This window comes from Pseudomonas rustica (genome assembly GCF_018336155.1).
Lineage (GTDB): Bacteria > Pseudomonadota > Gammaproteobacteria > Pseudomonadales > Pseudomonadaceae > Aquipseudomonas > Aquipseudomonas rustica.
In genome coordinates this window covers 36,704-56,352 of the sequence record NZ_JAGYHF010000009.1, presented here as the reverse complement: position 1 = coordinate 56,352, position 19,649 = coordinate 36,704, and the positions used below count along the sequence as shown (strand labels likewise).

Sequence of the window (19,649 nt, the reverse complement as noted above, 5' to 3'; positions counted from 1 at the left end):
ATGGGTTTAATGTCATGCAATTGATCTGGCTGCGCAGCGACTTGCGCCAACACGACAACACCGCCCTCGCGGCCGCCGCAGCCCGCGGCCCGACCGTGGCCGTGTACCTGTTGAGCCCGCAGCAGTGGCTGGAACACGACGATGCCGCCTGCAAGGTCGACTTCTGGTTACGCAATCTCAAAGAACTGAGCAACAGCCTCGGCGAGCTGAACATCCCCTTGTTGATCCGCACTGCCAATCATTGGGATCAGGCTCCAGCGGAGCTGCTCAAGCTGTGCCGCGAACTGAAGGTCGAAGCGGTTCACGTCAACGAAGAATACGGTGTCCACGAAAGCCGTCGCGATGCCGCCGTGGCGGAAACCTTGCAGGCCGAAGGTATCGAGTTTCACAGCTACCTCGATCAACTGCTGTTCAAACCGGGCACCGTGCTGACCAAAACCGACACCTATTTCAAGGTGTTCAGCCAGTTCAGAAAGGTCTGCTACGAACGCCTGCACCGCTCCATGCCGACGCTGGTCAAGGCGCCCGGCAAACAGGCAACACTCAAGGTCGACAGCGACCCGATTCCTGACTCGGTCAAAGGCTTCGCCACCCCGAGCGAATCCCTGCAAGCCCTGTGGCCGGCCGGTGAAGAAGAAGCGCGCCGTCGCCTCGACACCTTCACCGACGCGCAGATCGAATACTACAAAAGCGAACGCGACTTCCCGGCCAAACCCGGCACCAGCCAGCTCTCGGCATACCTCGCCGCTGGCGTGATCTCACCGCGCCAATGCCTGCACGCCGCGTTGCAAAGCAATCAGGGCGAATTCGAAAGCGGCAACGTCGGCGCCGTCACCTGGATCAACGAACTGCTCTGGCGCGAGTTCTACAAACACATTCTGGTCGGCTACCCACGGGTTTCGCGTCACCGCGCCTTTCGCCCGGAAACCGAGGCATTGGCCTGGCGTGATGCACCGGAGGAACTCAAGGCTTGGCAAGAGGCGCGCACGGGTCTGCCGATCATCGACGCGGCGATGCGCCAACTGCTCGAAACCGGCTGGATGCACAACCGTCTGCGCATGGTTGTGGCGATGTTCCTGACCAAGAACCTGTTGATCGATTGGCGCGAAGGCGAGCGCTTTTTCATGCGTCATCTGATCGACGGCGATCTGGCGGCGAACAACGGTGGCTGGCAATGGAGCTCATCGACCGGCACCGATTCCGCGCCGTACTTCCGCATTTTCAATCCGTTGAGTCAGTCGGAAAAATTCGACAGCGAAGGCCTGTTCATCAAGCACTGGCTGCCGGAACTCGCCGGGCTGAACAAAAAGGAAATCCACAACCCGGCCAACCTTGGCGGACTGTTTGGCGTCGCCGATTATCCGTCGCCAATCGTCAATCTCAGCGCCTCCCGTGAGCGCGCACTGGCCGCGTTCAAGAGCCTGCCATCGCGCACGGCAATGGAGGGCAGTGATGAGTGAATTCCTGCGCCGCTTCGCCCAACAATTTTGCGAGTTGAACAAAGACAACCTGCACCGGTTGGGCGAGCTGTACAGCGATGACATTCATTTCACCGACCCGTTGCACGAAGTGCAGGGGCTCAAGCAACTGCACGATTATTTCAGCGAGCTGTACGCCAACGTCAGCGAGCTGCGGTTTGATTTTCATGGCTTCGATCAGATCAGCGACGGCGAAGGCTATCTGCGCTGGGTCATGAGTTACCGCCATCCGCGTCTGGCGAGTGGTCAGGTGATTCGCGTCAGCGGCTGCTCGCATCTGCTCTGGCGCGACAAGGTTTATCGCCACCGGGATTACTTCGATGCCGGGGCGCTGTTGTATGAACATTTACCCGTATTGGGCCGGGTCATCGCCTGGCTAAAAAGGAGAATGGGATGAGTCGTACACCTCCACGGCGCTATTGGTTGACCGGCGCCAGCAGTGGCATCGGCGCGGCGCTCGCTGAAGAAATTCTGAAAAGCGGCGCGCACCTGGCGGTCAGCTCGCGCTCGGTCGCGGCACTGAAAGTCTTGTCGCAACGCTATCCGGGCCAGGTTTTAGTGGTGCCGGGGGATTTGACCAACAGTCAGACCGTCCGCGAAATCGGTGAGCAGATCGCTGAAGTCTGGGGTTCGCTGGATTCGGTGATTCTCAACGCCGGCACTTGTGAATATGTCGACGCTAAGCAGTTCGATGCGTCGATCATCGAGCACGTGGTGCGCACCAATCTGCTCGCCAGCAGCTACTGCATCGAAGCCGCCCTGCCGCTGTTGCGCAAAGGCACCGCGCCGCATCTGATCGGCGTCGCCAGTTCGGTGACGTACCTGCCACTGCCTCGGGCCGAAGCCTATGGCGCGTCGAAGGCCGGGCTGCGTTATCTGTTTGAATCGCTGCGCATCGACCTGGCGGATGAAGGCATCGAAGTCACCATCGTCAGCCCCGGTTTCGTCGAAACGCCACTGACCGCGAAGAACGATTTCCCGATGCCGCTCAGTTGGCCTGTGGATAAAGCCGCGCGGCACATCTTCGCCAAGCTCAAGGATCGGCCACTGGAAATCGCCTTTCCGGCGCTGTTCATGGCCGCCCTCTGGCCGCTGTCGAAACTGCCGGCCAGCCTGCAACTGGCGATCGGCAAGCGCATGGTGCGTAAATCGCCACCGCTGCGAGATCCAGCATGAAAATCGCCATCGTCGGCAGCGGGATCGCCGGGCTCACCTGCGCCCACCTGCTCAATCGCCGACATGACGTGCACGTGTTCGAGGCCAGCGACTGGGTCGGTGGCCACACGCACACGGTCGAAGTGACGGTCGACGGCCAGCAGTACGCGGTGGACACCGGGTTTATCGTGTTCAACGACTGGACGTACCCGAATTTCATCCGCTTGCTCGGCCAGCTCGGCGTGCCGTTCAAAGCCACCGAAATGAGTTTTTCGGTGAGCGACCCGGACAGCGGTCTGGAATACAACGGCAACAACCTCAACAGCCTGTTCGCCCAGCGCAGCAATCTGTTGTCGCCGGGGTTCTGGGGCATGTTGCGCGACATTCTGCGCTTCAATAAAGAAGCCCAGCGCGACCTCGCCGAGTTGCGCATTTCCAGCAACATGACCCTCGACGATTACCTGAAAGCAGGCAACTACGGCGAGCGCTTCATCCTGCATTACATCGTGCCGATGGGCGCGGCGATCTGGTCGATGCCGATGGCCGAGATGCTCAATTTTCCGCTGCAATTCTTTGTGCGCTTCTTCAAGAATCACGGGCTGTTGTCGGTGAGCAATCGTCCGCAATGGCGGGTGATCGAGGGCGGTTCCAGCGCTTACATTGCGCCGCTGACCGCCGCGTTCAAAGACAAGATCCGCCTCAATTGCCCGGTAACGCGGGTCGATCGTGACGAGCACGGCGTAGTTATCCACAGCGCGGCGGGCAGCGAGCAGTTCGACAAAGTGGTGTTCGCCTGTCACAGCGATCAGGCCCTGCAATTGCTCGCCGAGCCGAGCGATGCCGAACGCGAGATCCTCGGCGCCCTGCCCTACGCCGACAATGAAGTGGTGCTGCACACCGACACGCGTTTGCTGCCGACTCGAAAACTGGCCTGGGCCAGCTGGAACTATCGGCTCAGCGGCGCCGGCCACACTCACGCCGCCGTCACTTACGACATGAACATTCTGCAAGGCATTCAGAGCGACACCACGTTCTGCGTCAGCCTCAACCAGAGCGCCGGCATCAGCCCGTTCAAAGTGCTCGCCAGATACACCTACGCTCATCCGCAATACAGCCTCGCGGCGGTAGCGGCGCAAAATCGCTGGGCGGAATTGGACGGTGCGCAACATACGCACTATTGCGGCGCTTACTGGGCCAATGGTTTCCATGAAGACGGTGTGGTCAGTGCGTTGCGCGTGGCTTCGGCGTTCGGGGAAACCTTATGAACAGCGCCCTTTATAGCGGCTGGATCGGCCATCGGCGCTTCTCGCCGCGCAAGCATCAATTTCGCTACAAGATCGGCTTGCTCTATCTCGATCTCAGCGAGCAGGACGCCGTGCTCGCGCTGTCGCCGCTGGCAGGTCGCAGTCGTTTTGCGCCGTTCTCCTTTCGAGAGACCGACTACCTCAAATCCTTCACCAGTCGCGGCGTGCGCTTGATTGATGCGGTGCGCCAACAGGTCGGCGCCGCCATCGGCCACGAACCGCAAGGCGCGATCTGTCTGCTGACCCAGGCGCGCAGCTGGGGTTTGTCGTTCAATCCGGTGAGTTTCTTTTATTGCCACGAGGCCGATGGGCAGCTGGCAGCGATCGTCTGCGAAGTCACCAACACGCCGTGGCGCGAGCGTTATCACTATGTGTTGCCGGCCCGTGCGCCGAGCAATCTGCAGGATTTTCACCAGCATTTTGCCGTGGCCAAGGCCTTTCACGTTTCGCCGTTTCTGCCGCGCGACCTCGAATACCGCATGAGCTTCAGCCCCGCCGGGAAAAATCTCGGCGTACACATGGCCGACTGGCAGGGCGAGGAAAAACTGTTCGACGCGACGCTCAATCTGCAACGCGAAACCCTCGACCGTCACAGCCTGCATCGCTACCTGAAACGCTTTCCGTGGATGACCGCAAAAACCGCGTTGGCCATTTACTGGCAAGCGCTGCGGCTGTTGCTTAAACGTGTACCGATTTTTGCTCACCAGGCTGCCGACGGCAGCTTTCAAACCGCCACTGTGCCTCCCAAGGAGCACCGCCATGAAATCCTCTAGCCTGTCGGTCAGTCGGCTCAGCACCAACGGTTTGACCGGTTCGTTGCTGCGCCGCGGCGTATTGCGCCAATTGGGTCAGCTCAAAAACGGGCAACTGCTGGTGGTCGAGGATGGCGAACGGTTGATGTTTGGCACGCCGGGCAGTGCGTTGCTCGGGGAAATCCATGTGCTGGATTCAGCCCTGTGGGGCATGGTTGCCAGCAACGGTTCGATCGGCGCGGGCGAGGCGTTTATCCACGGTTACTGGAGTTCGCCGGATCTGACGGCGGTGGTGCGCGTGTTCGTCAGCAACCTTGAAGTGCTCGATGCGATGGAGGGCGGACTGGCCCGCATCAGTCGGCCGTTGGTGCAAGGTCTGCACTGGCTCAATCGCAATACACGCAAGGGTTCGCAGAAGAACATCGCGGCGCATTACGACCTCGGCAACGATCTGTTTGAACAGTTTCTCGACCCGACCATGATGTATTCGGCGGCGCAATTTCTTACCCCCGAAGACACGCTGGAGCAGGCGCAACTGAACAAACTGGAGCGCATCTGCCAGAAGCTCGCGCTCAAGCCCAGCGACCATTTGCTCGAGATTGGCACCGGTTGGGGCAGCATGGCGCTTTACGCCGCACAGAATTACGGTTGCCGCGTGACCACCACGACGCTGTCGAAAGAGCAGTACGCCTTCACCGCCCAGCGCATCGAGCAACTCGGTTTGCAGGATCAAGTGACGTTGCTGCTGGAGGACTACCGCGACCTAACCGGCGAGTACGACAAACTGGTGTCGATCGAAATGATCGAAGCGGTCGGCCATCGCTTCCTGCCGACCTATTTCAAACAGTGCGCGCACTTGCTCAAGAGCAACGGTTTGATGCTGATCCAGGCGATCACCATTCGCGAGCAACGCTACGAACAGGCCAAACGCGGCGTCGATTTCATTCAGCGCTACATCTTCCCCGGCGGCGCCCTGCCCTGTGTGCAGAAGATGCTCGAAGTGGTCAGCCGCGACACCGACATGAACCTGCTGCACATGGAGGATTTCGGCCTGCATTACGCCAAGACCCTGCGCCTGTGGCACGAGAACTTCCGCCGCGCCCATGGCCGTTTGACCGAGCTGGGTTATGACGATTATTTCCTGCGGCTGTGGGAGTTTTACCTGTGCTATTGCGAAGGTGGTTTCCTCGAACGCACCATCGGCACCGCGCAATTGCTGCTGGCCAAACCCGCGGCGATGACTGCGCCACTGCTTGGCCGCTTCGATGCTTGAGCGTGTCGCCAATGCAGTGCTGTTCCAGATTGGCTGGCTGACCTGTGTAATCGGCGGCAACAGTTTGTGGTTGTTGCTGGCGTTGGCAGTGCTGGTAATTCATCTGCGCTGGATCAGCAGTTGGGCGGCTGAAGGGCGTTTGATTTTGAGTGTGGTGATTGTCGGCACGGCGGTGGACAGCGTTTTGCGCGGCGTCGGCGTGTTTGAATTTCAGGATCAATCGCCGTTGATTCCGTTGTGGTTGATGCTGTTGTGGGCGTTGCTCGCGACGACGTTGCGGCATTGTCTGCAATGGAGTGGCCGGCCCTGGTGGCTGGCGAGTGGATTGGGCGCGGCGGGTGGCGCGTTGTCGTATTACGGCGGTGGACGACTGGCCGGGGTGCAATTTCCCTACGGCGAATTACCGACACTGATTGGCATCGGCCTACTCTGGGCACTGCTGTTTCCGCTTTTGCACACCATGGCGCGGCGGTTGGCCGGCTGAGCGTCTGTCAGACCATTCACACGCACCGCAGCGACTGCCTTACACTGCCGCCATGAAAACCATTCCCCACCAGCAAATCACCGAGCCTGCAGTCACCTGCTCGACCTGCGCGGCGTGCTGCTGCCAGCTCGAAGTGATGCTGATCACCGACACCGGCGTGCCTGATCGCTTTATCGATACCGATGAGTGGGGCGGCGAAGTGATGTTGCGTCTGGACGACGGCTGGTGCGCGTCGCTGGATCGCGACACGATGATGTGCACGATCTACGAAAAACGCCCGCTGATCTGCCGCGAATTCGAAATGGGCGCCCCCGAGTGCCTCGAAGAACGCCAAGGCATCACCACCGCGTACCGCTGATCCAAAAAACAAAAGATCGCAGCCTTCGGCAGCTCCTACATGGGATTGTGTTTCACCTGTAGGAGCTGCCGAAGGCTGCGATCTTTTGATCTTGCTTACAACGGCATTGTGTAGTGCAGCGCGTAGCTTTCTACGCCGTCGTTACTGCTAGCCAGGCCGGCGTTGGAATAGTGCGTCGCACGGATCCCGACTTCATGCCCGCCATTGAAACGCAGACCAAAACCGAGGCGGTCTTCGAACTGGAAGGCGCCACCGATGTTGTTGTCTTCGTACTCAGTATTGGAGAACAACGCGACACCGATGCCCGCCTCTACATACGGTTTGACCGACTGGCCGGCAAACTCGTAAACAAATACCGGCGAGAACGACAGGCTGTTGTTGCTGGAGGTCTTGTCACCTTCCCAATACGTATAGGCGCCGCTCCAGTAACCGGTCAGGCGACCAACGTCGCTCTGCAGCCAGCTCTGATCCCAATCAAAATTCATCCCCAGGCGGTAGGTCATGGTCGAATCGCTGGTGGCCCCCACCGCAAATTCAACACCTGCCGCTTGTGCAGTAATGCTTTGCCCCATTAGTGCGGCCGCAATCGCGGCCAAGCAGAATAGTCGCTTCACTTTGAAACTTCCTTTTCCGGAACGATCGTTTGGTTTTCTGGTTAACACAACGCTATAGAAGTCTGCGCCTGAATAGAAGTTCAGACGAATTTCAGCTTATTTCACGTTTTTTTCACAAACCGAAGTTTTGCACATCATTCGCGGTTTGCCCCAGCAACGGCAGGACATTTTTGAAGGACTGCAGATCCGCGCTGGTCCAGAATCTGACCGATCGGTTCGGCCCCTCAGCCAGCAGATCGCGCTCGGCCAGCAGCCGTTGAAGTTGCCGCGCCACGGCGGCGCCGGTGTCGATCAAACTGATGTCCGCCGGGATCATCGATTTGAGCATCGGCTTGAGGAAGGGATAGTGCGTGCAACCAAGAATGATCGTGTCGCAACCGTTGGCCAGCAACGGATCGACATAACTTTTCAACAACGCGCGCAATGTGTCGCTGTGCAGGTCACCGCTTTCAATCAGCTCGACCAGTCCGGGACAAGGCTGGGTAATCACCCGCACATCGGTGGCGAAACGATCAAGTAATGCCGCGAACTTGGCACTCTGCAAAGTGCCCGTAGTGGCGAGCACGCCGACCACACCGCTACGGGTCGCAGCCGCCGCCGGCTTCACGGCAGGTTCCATGCCGACAATCGGCCAGTCCGGGTAATCACGACGCAAATCGGCAACCCCGGCGACGGTCGCCGTGTTGCAAGCCAACACCAACGCCTTGGCGCCCTGCTCGCGGAAAAACCCGGCCATCACGCTGCAACGCTGGCGGATAAATTCCGGGGTTTTCTCGCCGTAGGGAATGTGCCCGCAATCGGCGACATAGAGCAGCGATTCGTTGGGCAACAATTGCTGGATTTCTGCCAGTACCGACAAACCGCCGACACCGGAATCGAACACGCCGATCGGCGCTTCACGCATGGCGCGAGCCACAGACACTGCAACCCGGATCACGCTTGACGCGCAGCTCACGGAAACGCGAGCCCAGCGCATCGATCAGCAACAAACGGCCCACCAGCGGCTCGCCGAAACCGACCAGCACTTTCAACGCTTCAAGCGCTTGCAGACTGCCAACCAGGCCCACCAACGGCCCGACAACACCCGCTTCGCTGCAGGTCAATTCGGCTTCGCTGCCGTGGCCGTACAAGCAGTGGTAGCAAGGGCTCTCATCGCGACGCGGGTCGAACACCGACAATTGCCCTTCAAGGCGAATCGCCGCGCCGCTGACCAGCGGTTTGCGCGCCGACACACACGCGGCGTTGACCGCCTCGCGCGTAGAAAAATTATCGGAACAGTCGAGCACCAGATCCACCGCTGCCACGGCGGCGGCGAGAGAATCCTCGTCCAGCGCCTGCCGATGCGCGATCAGTTGAATCTCCGGATTGATCGCACTCAGACGCTTGAGCGCCGAGTCGACCTTGCTCATGCCGACGCTGTCGGTGTCATGAATGATCTGGCGTTGCAGGTTGGTCAGATCGACCGTGTCGAAATCCGCCAGATGCAATTCACCGACACCCGCCGCAGCCAGATACAAGGCGACCGGCGCGCCGAGACCACCGAGGCCGACGATCAGCACGCGACTGTCCTTGAGCTTCAACTGGCCATCGATGTCGATGTGTTGCAGCAGAATCTGCCGGCTGTAGCGCAGCAATTCCTGATCATTCAGCACGGCAGGCGTCCCAGACTGATGCGTTGATGACCGCCCAGATCGGTGCGGCTGTGGACTTCTTCAAAACCGCGCGTCAGCAACAAATCGCGCACGGCTTCGGCTTGATCATAGCCATGTTCGAGCATCAGCCAGCCACCGGCCTCGAGATACTCCGGAGCCTGTTCGACGATCAAGCGCAGATCATCGAGGCCGTCTTCACCGGCGACCAAGGCGCTGGCCGGTTCGAAGCGCACATCGCCTTCGACCAGATGCGGATCGGCCGCCGCAATATACGGCGGGTTGCTGATGATCAACTGAAAACGCTGACCGGCCAGCGAGCTGAACCAATGACTGCTCAGCACCGTGGCGTTGTTCAAATGCAGGCGCTGACGATTGCGTTCGGCCAGTGCCACGGCTTCGAGCACGCGATCCACCGCCGTGACTTTCCACGCCGCACGCTCGCTGGCCAAGGCCAAGGCGATCGCGCCGCTGCCAGTGCCGAGGTCGAGCACTTTAGCCGGCGTCGCGGGCAGCAATTCCAGCGCCGCTTCCACCAGCAATTCAGTGTCCGGACGCGGGATCAGCGTGTGCGGCGCGACTTCCAGATCGAGTTTCCAGAAACCCTGCTGACCAAGAATGTAGGCCACCGGCTCACCGCCACGGCGACGTTGCAGGTATTCGGCAAAGGTCAGCGCCGCGTCACTCGGCACGATGCGCTCGGGCCAGGTGTGCAGAAAACTGCGCGACTTGCCCAGTGCAGCGGCCAGAAGCAATTCGGCGTCCAGACGCGCAGTGGGCGAGTCCGGTAGTTCGGCGGCGCGCAACAGGCTGGCAATGATGGTCATTTATTCACCTATCGCTGCGAGTTGGTCAGCCTGGTATTCGGCCAGCAACGGCTCGATCACCGCATCAACGCCCCCGGCGAGAATTTCATCAAGGGAGTACAGGGTCAGGTTGACGCGATGGTCGGTGACCCGGCCCTGAGCAAAGTTGTACGTGCGAATGCGCTCGGAGCGATCGCCGGAACCGACCAGCAATTTACGCTCGCTGGCGATGGCATTCGCCGCCGCTGCGGTTTGCTGATCGTTGAGTTTCGCCGACAGCCAGGCCATCGCCCGGGCACGGTTCTTGTGCTGGGAACGCTCTTCCTGACACTCGACGACGGTGCCGGTCGGAATGTGCGTGATGCGGATCGCCGAGTCGGTGGTGTTGACGTGCTGACCACCGGCCCCGGAGGAGCGGAACGTGTCGACGCGCAAATCCGCCGGGTTGATCTCGATCGCTTCGCGCTCGTCCGGCTCGGGCAACACAGCCACGGTGCACGCGGAGGTGTGGATACGGCCCTGGGATTCGGTGGCGGGTACGCGCTGAACGCGGTGCGCGCCGGATTCGAATTTCAGTTTGCCGTAAACGTTGTCGCCTTCGATCCGGGCGATGACTTCTTTATAACCGCCGTGTTCGCCTTCGTTTTCCGAGAGGATCTCCACGCGCCAGCCGCGACGCTCGGCGTAACGCGAGTACATGCGGAACAGGTCGCCGGAGAAGATCGCCGCCTCGTCGCCACCGGTGCCGGCGCGAATTTCGAGGAAGACGTTGCGCCCGTCATTCGGATCCTTGGGCAACAGCATGCGTTGCAGGTCGGCTTCCAGGGTGATCAGCGATTCTTTGGCTTCGCGGACTTCTTCCACGGCCATTTCACGCATGTCCGGGTCGTTGTCCTTGAGCAGCGCCTGCGCGCTTTCAAGATCGCTTTGTACGCTGAGGAGCTTTTTATAGCCTTGTACGACCGGCTCGATTTCGGCGTATTCCTTGGAATAGGCGCGGAATTTGCTCTGATCGGCAATGACTTCGCCGTCGCCGAGCAGCGCGGTCAGTTCCTCGAAACGATCCTGGAGGATGTCCAGCTTATTGTGCAGTGACGCTTTCATTGCGGTTTTTTATCCGAAAAGCTATCCGGTGAGCCCTCGAGGGCAAAGAGTTCCTGGGCCATGGCCAGCGCATCGAGGCGGCCTTCGGCAGAAAGCTTTTTCAGTTGCACGCTGGGCGCATGCAACAGTTTATTGGTCAGGCCACGGGCCAGTTGCCCGAGCACGTCTTCGGCGTTGCCGCCGTTGGCCAGCAGACGCAGGGCTTTTTGCAGCTCTTCGTCACGCAGGCGTTCGCTCTGTTGACGATAGGCCTTGAGCACATCAACCGCCGCGAGTTCGCGCAGGCGCACCATGAAATCGTCGGCGCCGACCGAAACCATCTCTTCGGCGGCTTGCGCTGCACCCTGGCGGCTCTTGAGGTTTTCGGCGACCACTTCGTGGAGATCGTCGACGCTATACAGGTAAACGTCGTCCAGTTCGCCGACTTCCGGTTCGATATCCCGGGGAACCGCGATGTCGACCATGAAGATCGGTTTGTGCTTGCGCAGCTTTAAAGCGCTTTCTACCGCGCCTTTGCCGAGAATCGGCAACTGACTGGCGGTCGAACTGATCACGATGTCGCTGCGCACCAGTTCTGCCGGGATGTCCGAGAGCAGCACCGCGTGGGCGCCGAACTGTTCGGCGAGCAAACTGGCACGTTCCAGCGTGCGATTGGCGACGACGATGCGCTTGACGCCCAGCTCGTGCAAATGGCGGGCGACCAGCGTGATGGTCTCGCCGGCGCCGATCAGCAAAGCCTGGCTGCGTTGCAAATCACTGAAAATCTGTTTGGCCAGACTGACGGCGGCAAATGCCACCGATACCGGGTTTTCGCCGATGGCGGTGTCGGTGCGCACCTGCTTGGCGGCATTGAATGTCGCCTGAAACAATCGCCCCAGCAGCGGGCCGATGGTGCCGGCCTCGCGTGCCACGGCGTAGGCCGATTTCATTTGGCCGAGAATCTGCGGTTCGCCCAACACCAGCGAGTCGAGCCCGGAGGCGACGCGCATCATGTGACGAACTGCCGCATCATCTTCATGCACATAAGCACTCGCGCGCAGCTCATCGAGGCTTAAATGATGGTAATCAGCCAGCCAGCGCAAGACGACATCGGCAGAAAGCTGATCCTGTTCTATATAAAGCTCACTGCGATTGCAGGTGGAGAGGATCGCGGCTTCGCGGCTGTCGGTCAGTCGGCAAAGCTGCTGCAAGGCCTCCACCAGTTGCTCAGGCGTAAAAGCCACGCGCTCGCGGACGTCTACTGAAGCAGTCTTGTGGTTGATACCGAGTGCAAGGAAGGCCATTCAAAGTCGCTGGTGGTGACGTGAAGCCGGCAATTGTCCTACTTCGTCAGATTCAGAACAACTACCGCTGACTATTGTCCCAATGGTCAGTCCCTATAATGGGCACAATTTGGCTCCTTGTAGGAGCTGCCGCAGGCTGCGATCTTTTGATTGATCGTTTCCACGCTCGGCGTGGGAATGCAGCCCGGGACGCTCCGCGTCTCAAACAACGTCAAAAGATCGCAGCCTGCGGCAGCTCCTACAGGGCGATAAGCCGTAAATTGCCTGAGCGGTTATGTTTGGCCGAAGGCTTGTGTCATGATGATCCGACCGCAGGTTAGTCGTCCTCTTCCTATATGAATAGATCTTCCGCGTTGCTCCTCGCTTTTGTCTTCCTCAGCGGCTGCCAGGCCTTGGCACCCGTGTCGCCGGACGGTACGCCGCCGGTCGAAGACACCACGCCCGCGCCTGAAAAGCCCAAGGTTTACAGCTCGTTCAGCGAGGAAACCGTCTTCAGCCTGTTGAGCGCCGAACTCGCCGGCCAGCGCAATCGCTTCGATATTGCGCTGGATAACTACGTGACCCAGGCGATCAATACGCAAGATCCGGGCGTTTCCGAGCGCGCGTTTCGCATCGCCGAATATCTGGGCGCCGATCAACCGGCCCTCGATACCGCGCTGATCTGGGCGAAAAACGCTCCGGAAGACCTCGAAGCGCAACGCGCCGCCGCCGTGCAACTGGCGCGCGCCGGGCGTTACGACGACTCAATGGTCTATATGGAGAAAGTCCTGCAGGGCAAGGGCGACACCCATTTCGACTTCCTCGCCCTGTCGGCGGCTGACACTGATCAAGAAACCCGCAACGGTCTGATGAAAAGTTTTGACCGTTTATTGCAACGCCACCCGAACAACAGTCAGCTGATTTTCGGCAAAGCCCTGCTGTTGCAACAGGACGGCGACAATAAAGCCGCCCTGACCCTGCTCGAAGACCATCCGCCGGAAGAAGGCGAAATCGCCCCGATTCTGCTGCGCGCACGCTTGCTGCAAGTGATGAACCGTGGCGACGAAGCGCTGCCGCTGCTGCGAAAAAACATCAAGAAATACCCGGACGACAAACGCCTGCGCCTGACTTACGCGCGCATGCTGGTTGAGCAAGACCGGATGGACGACGCCAAAGTCGAATTCTCCAGCCTCGTTCAGCAATACCCGGAAGACGACGAACTGCGTTACTCGCTGGCGCTGGTGTGCCTCGAAGCCAAGGCCTGGGACGAGGCCAAGGGCTATCTGGAAGACTTGATCGCCCGTGAAAGCCACGTCGATTCTGCCCATCTGAACCTCGGTCGCATCGCTGAAGAGCGTAACGATCCACAAGGCGCGCTCATCGAGTACGCCCAGGTTGGCCCGGGCAACGACTATCTGCCGGCGCAGTTGCGCCAGGCCGATATTCTGATGAACAACGGCAAAACCGCTGAAGCGCAAAGCAAACTGGCGGCGCAGCGTGACGAAGAGCCGGATTACGCGATCCAGTTGTACCTGATTGAAGCGGAAACCCTGTCGGCCAATAAACAGGACGACAAGGCCTGGAAAGTATTGCAGCAAGCGTTGCTGCAATACCCGGACGACCTGAATCTGCTCTACACCCGGGCGATGCTCGCGGAAAAACGCAATGATCTCGGGCAGATGGAAAAAGACCTGCGCCTGATCATCAAGCGTGATCCGGACAACGCCATGGCGCTCAATGCGCTGGGTTACACCCTCTCCGACCGCACGACCCGCTACGCTGAAGCGAAGACGCTGATCGAGCAGGCGCACCAGATCAATCCGGAAGACCCGGCCGTACTCGACAGCCTCGGCTGGGTGAATTACCGCTTGGGCAATCTGGACGACGCCGAGAAATATCTGCGTCAGGCGCTGGAGCGTTTCCCGGATCACGAAGTCGCCGCGCATCTGGGCGAAGTGTTGTGGGCCAAGGGCAACCAGCGTGAAGCCAAACAAATCTGGGGCAAGTTCCTCAAGGATCAGCCCGACAGCACCATTCTGCGCAGCACCATCAAGCGCCTGACCGGATCCGAGACTCTTTAACTCATGTTTTTGCGCCACGTTATTGTTTTCAGCTTCATCGCCCTCCTCGCTGGTTGCTCGGGTTTTGGTACTCGTGAATCGGTCGAGGGCCACGGCAGCCCGGCTCAATGGGCCGCGAACAAACAGCAACTGACTGGCCTCGATGGCTGGCAGATCGACGGCAAGATCGGCATCCGCGCACCGAAAGATTCCGGTAGCGGCACGCTGTTCTGGCTGCAACGTCAGGATTATTACGACATTCGTCTGTCCGGCCCGTTGGGTCGTGGCGCTGCACGCCTGACCGGACGGCCAGGCAAGGTGTCGCTGGAAGTCGCCAATCAGGGCCGCTACGAATCGCAATCGCCGGAAGCCCTGCTCGAAGAGCAACTGGGCTGGAAGTTGCCGGTGTCGAATCTGGCCTGGTGGGTGCGTGGCCTGCCGGCTCCGGACACTAAAAGTCGCCTGAACCTGGACGCCGACAGCCGTCTGGCCAGCCTGGAACAGGACGGCTGGAAAGTTGAGTACACCGCGTACACCGAACAAAACGGTTACTGGTTGCCCGAGCGCATCAAGCTGCACGGCACCGACCTCGACGTCACGCTGGTGATCAAGACCTGGCAACCGCGCAAGTTGGGGCAATAACGCATGACCGCTGCACGTCTGACCCTGCCCTCGCCGGCCAAACTCAATCTGATGCTGCACATTCTTGGTCGCCGTGAAGACGGTTATCACGAGTTGCAGACGCTGTTTCAGTTTGTCGACTACGGCGATGAAATCACTTTTGCCGTGCGCGATGACGGCGTGATTCAGCTGCACACCGAATTTGCCGGCGTGCCGCATGACAGCAATCTGATCGTGCGCGCAGCAAAAATGCTTCAGCAACAATCGGGTTGTACGCTGGGTATCGACATCTGGATCGACAAAATTCTGCCCATGGGCGGCGGCATCGGTGGCGGCAGCTCGAACGCGGCGACCACCTTGCTCGGTCTGAATCACTTGTGGCAGCTGGGCTGGGATGAAGATCGCCTGGCGGCACTGGGTCTGACGCTTGGCGCCGACGTGCCGGTTTTCGTCCGTGGTCACGCGGCTTTTGCCGAGGGCGTGGGCGAGAAACTCACCCCGGTCGATCCCGAAGAACCGTGGTATCTGGTGCTCGTACCGCAAGTCTCTGTAAGTACGGCAGAAATTTTTTCCGATCCTTTGTTGACACGTAACACGCCGCCCATTAAAGTGCGCCCCGTTCCCGAGGGAAACAGTCGAAATGACTGCTTGCCGGTGGTTGCAAGGCGTTATCCAGAGGTACGTAACGCATTGGATTTGTTAGGTAAATTTACCGAAGCAAAGCTCACCGGAACTGGAAGTTGTGTGTTTGGGGGCTTCCCAAGCAAAGCTGAAGCTGATAAAGTCTCGGCCCTTCTGACAGAGACCCTTACAGGGTTTGTAGCGAAAGGAAGCAACGTTTCGATGTTGCATCGCAAGCTGCAAAGTCTGCTCTAAAGGAACCAAGTGCACGGCACTTGATGCAACAGATACAGGGGCGTCGCCAAGCGGTAAGGCAGCAGGTTTTGATCCTGCCATGCGTTGGTTCGAATCCAGCCGCCCCTGCCATTTTCTATACTCATCCAGGTTACCCTCAGCCTCTAGGTACTGCGCGTGTCCAAGATGATGGTCTTTACGGGGAACGCTAACCCCGATCTGGCTCGGCGTGTTGTACGTCAGCTGCATATCCCTCTCGGTGACATCTCTGTCGGTAAATTCTCCGACGGCGAAATTACAGCCGAGATCAATGAAAACGTTCGCGGTAAAGACGTTTTCATTATTCAGCCGACTTGCGCTCCGACCAACGATAACCTGATGGAACTGGTAGTGATGGCTGACGCCTTCCGCCGCTCCTCGGCTACTCGTATCACTGCTGTTATTCCTTATTTTGGTTATGCCCGTCAGGATCGCCGTCCGCGTTCCGCACGTGTGGCTATCAGCGCGAAAGTCGTCGCTGACATGCTTACCGTAGTCGGCATCGACCGTGTTCTCACGGTTGATCTGCATGCTGACCAGATTCAGGGTTTCTTCGATATTCCGGTAGATAACATCTACGGCTCCCCGGTATTGGTGGATGACATTGAAGATCAGCGCTTCGAAAACCTGATGATTGTGTCCCCGGACATTGGTGGCGTCGTGCGTGCACGTGCTGTTGCCAAATCCCTGGGCGTGGATCTCGGGATCATCGACAAACGCCGTGAGAAAGCCAATCACTCTGAAGTGATGCATATCATCGGTGATGTCGAAGGGCGTACCTGTATTCTGGTCGATGACATGGTCGATACCGCCGGCACTCTGTGCCACGCGGCCAAGGCCCTGAAAGAGCATGGCGCAGCCAAGGTCTTTGCCTACTGCACACACCCTGTGCTGTCGGGTCGGGCCATCGAGAATATCGAAAATTCCGTGCTGGACGAGCTGGTGGTGACTAACACCATCCCGCTGTCCGCTGCAGCACAAGCCTGTGCACGTATCCGTCAACTGGATATCGCACCGGTTGTTGCCGAAGCGGTTCGCCGCATCAGCAATGAAGAATCGATCAGCGCGATGTTCCGTTAAGGGCCCTGCCCTTCTCGAAATGTCTCGTTGACGAAAAGCGCCCCGCCCCGGCATTCCTGCCGGGGCGGGGCTTTTTTGCCCATACCGTGTTTGGCGCTGGTCGCAAACGTCAACCCGGTCATGGCTATTTTGGAGATACACAATGAACGATTTTACTCTGAATGCTGAACTGCGTTCCGACCTGGGGAAAGGTGCGAGCCGCCGCCTGCGTCGTCTCGCCGCTCTGGTTCCAGCTGTTGTTTACGGTGGCGAAAAAGCCCCTGAATCCATCAGCATGCTGGCCAAAGAAGTTGCCAAACTGCTCGAAAACGATGCTGCCTACAGCCACGTTATCGAACTGAACGTTGGCGGCAAAAAGCAGAACGTCATCATCAAGGCTCTGCAACGTCACCCGTCCAAGGGTCACGTTCTGCACGCTGACTTCGTACGCGTCGTAGCCGGCCAGAAACTGACCGCTATCGTGCCTGTGCACTTTGTTGGTGAAGAAGCTCCGACCAAGAAAGGCGGCGAGATCTCGCACGTCCTGAACGAAATCGAAGTTTCCTGCCTGCCGAAAGATCTGCCTGAGTTCATCGAAGTCGACCTGTCGGCTCTGGAAATCGGCGCAATCGTTCACCTGTCCGACCTCAAAGCCCCTAAAGGCGTTGAGTTCGTTGCACTGGCTCACGGCGACGACAAAGCTGTTGCAAACGTACACGCTCCACGCGTTGCTCCAGAAGCTGAAGAAGGCGCAGCAGAGTAATTCACTCTGTCATGCCTGAGTGAGCAAGTAACATCGCGGACTGGAACGTAGCGAGAAAGCGGGCGAGAACGCGGAGTTTACATCCATGGTAAATGAGCATTTTTCGTCCACTTTCGCCGCTTTCCCTGATCGCGGCGATGTTACTCACCACTCAAAGGAAGGGCCCCTATCGTGACTGCCATCAAACTGATCGTTGGCCTGGGAAATCCAGGCGCCGAATACGACCAGACCCGGCATAACGCAGGGGCCCTTTTTGTTGAGCGCATCGCCCACGCACAGAATGTGAATCTTGTGGCCGATCGCAAATATTTCGGCCTGACCGGGCGCTACTCGCATCAGGGTCAGGATGTTCGTCTGCTGATTCCCACCACTTACATGAACCGCAGCGGCCAGGCCGTAGCGGCACTCGCCGGTTTCTTCCGCATCAAGCCTGAAGAAATTTTGGTGGCGCATGACGAACTCGACTTGCCTCCGGGCGTTGCCAAGCTCAAGCAGGGCGGCGGCCATGGCGGTCACAACGGGTTGCGCGACATCATTGCGCAACTGGGCAATCAGAATACGTTCTACCGCCTGCGGCTTGGCATTGGCCACCCGGGCGTCGCCAGTATGGTTTCAAATTTCGTCCTGGGTCGTGCGCCACGCGCCGAACAGGAAAAACTCGATGCCAGCATCGACTTTGCCCTCGGCGTGCTGCCGGATATCCTAGCCGGTGAATGGAACCGCGCGATGAAAAACCTGCACAGCCAGAAGGCCTGACTCTACTCCGAGGGGAAACACCATGGGATTCAATTGCGGCATCGTCGGCCTGCCTAACGTCGGCAAGTCCACCCTGTTCAACGCCCTGACCAAATCCGGTATCGCGGCCGAAAACTTCCCCTTCTGCACCATCGAGCCGAACAGCGGCATCGTGCCGATGCCGGATCCGCGTCTGGACGCTCTGGCGGCCATCGTCAATCCAAAGCGCATCCTGCCGACCACCATGGAATTCGTCGACATCGCAGGCCTCGTTGCCGGCGCCTCGAAAGGTGAAGGCCTGGGCAACAAGTTCCTCGCCAACATCCGCGAAACCGACGCGATCGCTCACGTCGTGCGTTGCTTCGAAGACGAGAACGTGATCCACGTTTCCAACAGCGTCGACCCGAAGCGCGACATCGAAATCATCGACCTGGAACTGATCTTCGCCGACCTCGACAGCTGCGAGAAGCAACTACAGAAAGTCGCGCGTAACGCCAAGGGTGGTGACAAGGACGCCGTGGTTCAGAAAGGCCTGCTTGAGCAACTGATCGCGCACTTCACCGAAGCCAAGCCTGCGCGCAGCCTGATGAAGAACATGAACGCTGACGAAAAGGCAGTGATCAAGGGCTTCCACCTGCTGACCACCAAACCGGTCATGTACATCGCCAACGTCGCTGAAGACGGTTTCGAGAACAACCCGCACCTCGACGTGGTTCGCGCCATCGCCGAAGAAGAAGGCGCCATGGTGGTTCCGGTCTGCAACAAGATCGAAGCGGAAATCGCCGAGCTCGATGACGGCGAAGAGAAGGACATGTTCCTCGAGGCCCTGGGCCTGGAAGAGCCTGGCCTCAACCGCGTGATCCGCGCCGGCTACGAAATGCTGCACCTGCAGACCTACTTCACCGCCGGTGTTGAAGAAGTCCGCGCCTGGACCGTCAAAGTCGGTGCCACAGCACCTCAGGCTGCCGGCGTGATCCACACCGACTTCGAGAAAGGCTTCATCCGCGCCGAAGTGATCGCCTACAACGACTTCATCCAGTACAAGGGCGAAGCCGGTACTAAAGAAGCCGGTAAATGGCGTCTGGAAGGCAAGGATTACATCGTCAAAGACGGCGACGTGATGCACTTCCGCTTTAACGTGTAAGCGTTACGCCCAAGAAAAAGCCGCGTTTGATACGCGGCTTTTTTGTGCCTGAGATTTATCGCTGTACGCAATTCCCCTGTGGGAGCGGGCTTGCTCGCGAAGGCGTCGTGTCAGCCAGTACATGTGTAGCTGAT

21 protein-coding genes and 1 tRNA gene are annotated in these 19,649 nt (G+C 59.0%); 16 read left to right on the top strand and 6 right to left on the bottom strand.

All coding sequences use genetic code 11. The features are described 5' to 3' along the window. Window positions 1-14 precede the first annotated feature (14 nt). The 8 genes from phrB to KFS80_RS18345 are packed head-to-tail and all read left to right on the top strand — an operon-like array spanning window position 15 to window position 6,804. Complete coding sequence (phrB, locus tag KFS80_RS18380) at window positions 15-1,460, top strand: deoxyribodipyrimidine photo-lyase (protein ID WP_212545518.1); 1,446 nt, start codon at window positions 15-17, stop codon at window positions 1,458-1,460. After that, complete coding sequence (locus KFS80_RS18375) at window positions 1,453-1,875, top strand: nuclear transport factor 2 family protein (protein WP_053123738.1); 423 nt, start codon at window positions 1,453-1,455, stop codon at window positions 1,873-1,875. Before phrB ends, KFS80_RS18375 begins: the two co-directional genes overlap by 8 nt. Then, window positions 1,872-2,654 carry an SDR family NAD(P)-dependent oxidoreductase gene (locus KFS80_RS18370; RefSeq protein WP_053123740.1) on the top strand — a complete coding sequence of 261 codons (783 nt, stop codon included), beginning with the start codon at window positions 1,872-1,874 and terminating at the stop codon, window positions 2,652-2,654. Before KFS80_RS18375 ends, KFS80_RS18370 begins: the two co-directional genes overlap by 4 nt. Beyond that, the gene (locus tag KFS80_RS18365; RefSeq protein WP_212545517.1) at window positions 2,651-3,898 is read left to right on the top strand and encodes an NAD(P)/FAD-dependent oxidoreductase; all 1,248 of its coding nucleotides are present in this window, start codon (window positions 2,651-2,653) and stop codon (window positions 3,896-3,898) included. The genes KFS80_RS18370 and KFS80_RS18365 overlap by 4 nt, the downstream gene beginning before the upstream one ends. Continuing rightward, window positions 3,895-4,710 (top strand): DUF1365 domain-containing protein, encoded by an 816-nt coding sequence (locus tag KFS80_RS18360; RefSeq protein WP_212545516.1) that lies wholly within the window; start codon window positions 3,895-3,897, stop codon window positions 4,708-4,710. The genes KFS80_RS18365 and KFS80_RS18360 overlap by 4 nt, the downstream gene beginning before the upstream one ends. Then, entirely contained in the window at window positions 4,697-5,962 is a 1,266-nt protein-coding gene (locus tag KFS80_RS18355; protein ID WP_212545515.1) for an SAM-dependent methyltransferase, read from the top strand. The genes KFS80_RS18360 and KFS80_RS18355 overlap by 14 nt, the downstream gene beginning before the upstream one ends. Then, window positions 5,955-6,446, top strand: a complete 492-nt coding sequence (locus tag KFS80_RS18350) for a DUF2878 domain-containing protein (RefSeq protein ID WP_212545514.1) — start codon at window positions 5,955-5,957, stop codon at window positions 6,444-6,446. Before KFS80_RS18355 ends, KFS80_RS18350 begins: the two co-directional genes overlap by 8 nt. 52 nt (window positions 6,447-6,498) lie before the next feature. Next, entirely contained in the window at window positions 6,499-6,804 is a 306-nt protein-coding gene (locus KFS80_RS18345; RefSeq protein WP_212545513.1) for a YkgJ family cysteine cluster protein, read from the top strand. 95 nt (window positions 6,805-6,899) lie between these two features. On the opposite strand, the gene KFS80_RS18340 is transcribed toward KFS80_RS18345, so the two are convergent. The 6 genes from KFS80_RS18340 to hemA all read right to left on the bottom strand — a co-directional run bounded on the left by KFS80_RS18340 (window position 6,900) and on the right by hemA (window position 12,260). Next, a complete protein-coding gene (locus KFS80_RS18340) occupies window positions 6,900-7,418 on the bottom strand; it encodes an acyloxyacyl hydrolase (RefSeq protein WP_212545512.1) in 519 nt (172 codons plus the stop codon). 112 nt (window positions 7,419-7,530) lie between these two features. Next, window positions 7,531-8,322, bottom strand: coding sequence for a glutamate racemase (murI, locus tag KFS80_RS18335; protein ID WP_212545511.1), 792 nt, complete (start codon window positions 8,320-8,322; stop codon window positions 7,531-7,533). Then, window positions 8,315-9,070 (bottom strand): molybdopterin-synthase adenylyltransferase MoeB, encoded by a 756-nt coding sequence (locus tag KFS80_RS18330; protein ID WP_212545510.1) that lies wholly within the window; start codon window positions 9,068-9,070, stop codon window positions 8,315-8,317. Before KFS80_RS18330 ends, murI begins: the two co-directional genes overlap by 8 nt. Continuing rightward, on the bottom strand, window positions 9,064-9,894 hold the full coding sequence (gene prmC / locus KFS80_RS18325) for a peptide chain release factor N(5)-glutamine methyltransferase (protein WP_212545509.1): 831 nt from the start codon (window positions 9,892-9,894) through the stop codon (window positions 9,064-9,066). Before prmC ends, KFS80_RS18330 begins: the two co-directional genes overlap by 7 nt. Next, entirely contained in the window at window positions 9,895-10,977 is a 1,083-nt protein-coding gene (prfA, locus tag KFS80_RS18320) for a peptide chain release factor 1 (RefSeq protein WP_053123761.1), read from the bottom strand. Beyond that, window positions 10,974-12,260 carry a glutamyl-tRNA reductase gene (gene hemA / locus KFS80_RS18315; protein WP_053123763.1) on the bottom strand — a complete coding sequence of 429 codons (1,287 nt, stop codon included), beginning with the start codon at window positions 12,258-12,260 and terminating at the stop codon, window positions 10,974-10,976. Before hemA ends, prfA begins: the two co-directional genes overlap by 4 nt. Window positions 12,261-12,595: 335 nt before the next feature. Between hemA and KFS80_RS18310 the strand changes: the two genes are divergently transcribed. The 8 genes from KFS80_RS18310 to ychF all read left to right on the top strand — a co-directional run bounded on the left by KFS80_RS18310 (window position 12,596) and on the right by ychF (window position 19,515). After that, window positions 12,596-14,320 (top strand): tetratricopeptide repeat protein, encoded by a 1,725-nt coding sequence (locus tag KFS80_RS18310; RefSeq protein WP_159814616.1) that lies wholly within the window; start codon window positions 12,596-12,598, stop codon window positions 14,318-14,320. Between the two features lie 3 nt (window positions 14,321-14,323). Further along, window positions 14,324-14,941 carry a lipoprotein insertase outer membrane protein LolB gene (gene lolB, locus KFS80_RS18305; protein WP_053123767.1) on the top strand — a complete coding sequence of 206 codons (618 nt, stop codon included), beginning with the start codon at window positions 14,324-14,326 and terminating at the stop codon, window positions 14,939-14,941. A gap of 3 nt (window positions 14,942-14,944) precedes the next feature. Then, window positions 14,945-15,796 carry a 4-(cytidine 5'-diphospho)-2-C-methyl-D-erythritol kinase gene (gene ispE, locus KFS80_RS18300; RefSeq protein ID WP_053123769.1) on the top strand — a complete coding sequence of 284 codons (852 nt, stop codon included), beginning with the start codon at window positions 14,945-14,947 and terminating at the stop codon, window positions 15,794-15,796. A 36-nt stretch (window positions 15,797-15,832) separates the two neighbouring features. Further along, window positions 15,833-15,907 (top strand) — tRNA-Gln (locus KFS80_RS18295). Window positions 15,908-15,952: 45 nt separating this feature from the next. Next, complete coding sequence (locus KFS80_RS18290) at window positions 15,953-16,894, top strand: ribose-phosphate pyrophosphokinase (protein WP_003171603.1); 942 nt, start codon at window positions 15,953-15,955, stop codon at window positions 16,892-16,894. Window positions 16,895-17,036: 142 nt separating this feature from the next. Then, complete coding sequence (locus KFS80_RS18285) at window positions 17,037-17,636, top strand: 50S ribosomal protein L25/general stress protein Ctc (RefSeq protein ID WP_053123771.1); 600 nt, start codon at window positions 17,037-17,039, stop codon at window positions 17,634-17,636. 171 nt (window positions 17,637-17,807) lie between these two features. Beyond that, a complete protein-coding gene (gene pth / locus KFS80_RS18280; RefSeq protein WP_008079560.1) occupies window positions 17,808-18,392 on the top strand; it encodes an aminoacyl-tRNA hydrolase in 585 nt (194 codons plus the stop codon). 22 nt (window positions 18,393-18,414) lie between these two features. Continuing rightward, window positions 18,415-19,515 carry a redox-regulated ATPase YchF gene (gene ychF / locus KFS80_RS18275; RefSeq protein WP_053123773.1) on the top strand — a complete coding sequence of 367 codons (1,101 nt, stop codon included), beginning with the start codon at window positions 18,415-18,417 and terminating at the stop codon, window positions 19,513-19,515. Window positions 19,516-19,649: the final 134 nt, after the last annotated feature.

Bases quoted from the DNA above. Each gene is read 5' to 3' on its own strand.
- hemA (WP_053123763.1), bottom strand. From the start codon at position 12,260: ATGGCCTTCCTTGCACTCGGTATCAACCACAAGACTGCTTCAGTAGAC.
- KFS80_RS18350 (WP_212545514.1), top strand. From the start codon at position 5,955: ATGCTTGAGCGTGTCGCCAATGCAGTGCTGTTCCAGATTGGCTGGCTG.
- KFS80_RS18375 (WP_053123738.1), top strand. From the start codon at position 1,453: ATGAGTGAATTCCTGCGCCGCTTCGCCCAACAATTTTGCGAGTTGAAC.
- prfA (WP_053123761.1), bottom strand. From the start codon at position 10,977: ATGAAAGCGTCACTGCACAATAAGCTGGACATCCTCCAGGATCGTTTC.
- murI (WP_212545511.1), bottom strand. From the start codon at position 8,322: ATGCGTGAAGCGCCGATCGGCGTGTTCGATTCCGGTGTCGGCGGTTTG.
- KFS80_RS18365 (WP_212545517.1), top strand. From the start codon at position 2,651: ATGAAAATCGCCATCGTCGGCAGCGGGATCGCCGGGCTCACCTGCGCC.
- KFS80_RS18285 (WP_053123771.1), top strand. From the start codon at position 17,037: ATGAACGATTTTACTCTGAATGCTGAACTGCGTTCCGACCTGGGGAAA.
- phrB (WP_212545518.1), top strand. From the start codon at position 15: ATGCAATTGATCTGGCTGCGCAGCGACTTGCGCCAACACGACAACACC.
- prmC (WP_212545509.1), bottom strand. From the start codon at position 9,894: ATGACCATCATTGCCAGCCTGTTGCGCGCCGCCGAACTACCGGACTCG.
- KFS80_RS18310 (WP_159814616.1), top strand. From the start codon at position 12,596: ATGAATAGATCTTCCGCGTTGCTCCTCGCTTTTGTCTTCCTCAGCGGC.
- ychF (WP_053123773.1), top strand. From the start codon at position 18,415: ATGGGATTCAATTGCGGCATCGTCGGCCTGCCTAACGTCGGCAAGTCC.
- KFS80_RS18360 (WP_212545516.1), top strand. From the start codon at position 3,895: ATGAACAGCGCCCTTTATAGCGGCTGGATCGGCCATCGGCGCTTCTCG.
- KFS80_RS18345 (WP_212545513.1), top strand. From the start codon at position 6,499: ATGAAAACCATTCCCCACCAGCAAATCACCGAGCCTGCAGTCACCTGC.
- ispE (WP_053123769.1), top strand. From the start codon at position 14,945: ATGACCGCTGCACGTCTGACCCTGCCCTCGCCGGCCAAACTCAATCTG.
- KFS80_RS18355 (WP_212545515.1), top strand. From the start codon at position 4,697: ATGAAATCCTCTAGCCTGTCGGTCAGTCGGCTCAGCACCAACGGTTTG.
- KFS80_RS18370 (WP_053123740.1), top strand. From the start codon at position 1,872: ATGAGTCGTACACCTCCACGGCGCTATTGGTTGACCGGCGCCAGCAGT.
- lolB (WP_053123767.1), top strand. From the start codon at position 14,324: ATGTTTTTGCGCCACGTTATTGTTTTCAGCTTCATCGCCCTCCTCGCT.